Annotated in this window: 1 pseudogene; it reads left to right on the forward strand. The window is 62.3% G+C overall.

The window, feature by feature from the left end:
- Nucleotides 1–819, forward strand: a pseudogene (locus ACXJKH_RS21485) (RHS repeat-associated core domain-containing protein); the annotation flags it as partial.

Raw genomic sequence — 819 nt, forward strand, 5'->3', positions numbered from 1 at the left:
GTCGCCTACCCAGACCCGAGCCTTGATGTGGGCTACAGCTACGACGTCGCGCCAGCGGTTTGCGCGGCTGATGAGCAGTTCGCCAAGAGTCGATTGGGGCAGGTGCTTCACGCCAATGGCAGCACCCTCTACTGTCATGACCGCTTCGGCCAGATCACCCGGAAGGTGCAGACGCTCAATGGTGTGGCGATCACGCTGCGCTATGCCTACAGCAAGTCGGGTCGGTTGACTGCATTGACCTATCCCGATGGCAGCATGGCTGACTACGTGCGCGACGCACAGGGTCGTATCAGCCAAATCGGTCTGACCCGCCCCGGGCAGAGCCGGCAGATCGTCATCAGCCAGGTCAGCCACGCCGCCTTCGGTCCGGCCACTGGCTGGGCCTATGGCAACGGACGCCAGCTACAGCGTCCGCTGGATCTGGACTATCGCTCGCAGGCGGTGCACGACCCGGCAGTGGGTGGAATGTCACTGAGCTACGGCTACGATGCCGTCGGCGCGATCACCGAGCTAAGGAATGGCCCGGGCTCTACAGTGCTGGCGAAGTATGCCTACGACACGCTGGGCCGCCTTACCCAGACCATGGATGGCGCGACCGGCACGCCGATTGAAACCTATGCTTACGACCCTACAGGCAATCGAACCTCTCTGACCACCGCCGGGGGCACCACCAATTACGCCTACCCGGCGACCAGTCATCGGCTGACTGCGGTGGGTAGTGAGGCCCGAAACCATGATGCAGTGGGCAACACCACGAGTATCGGAAGCAAAGCCCTCACGTACAACGATGCCAACCGTATGAATGCGGTGAAACAGGGC

Source organism: Stenotrophomonas sp. P5_B8 (assembly GCF_054049855.1).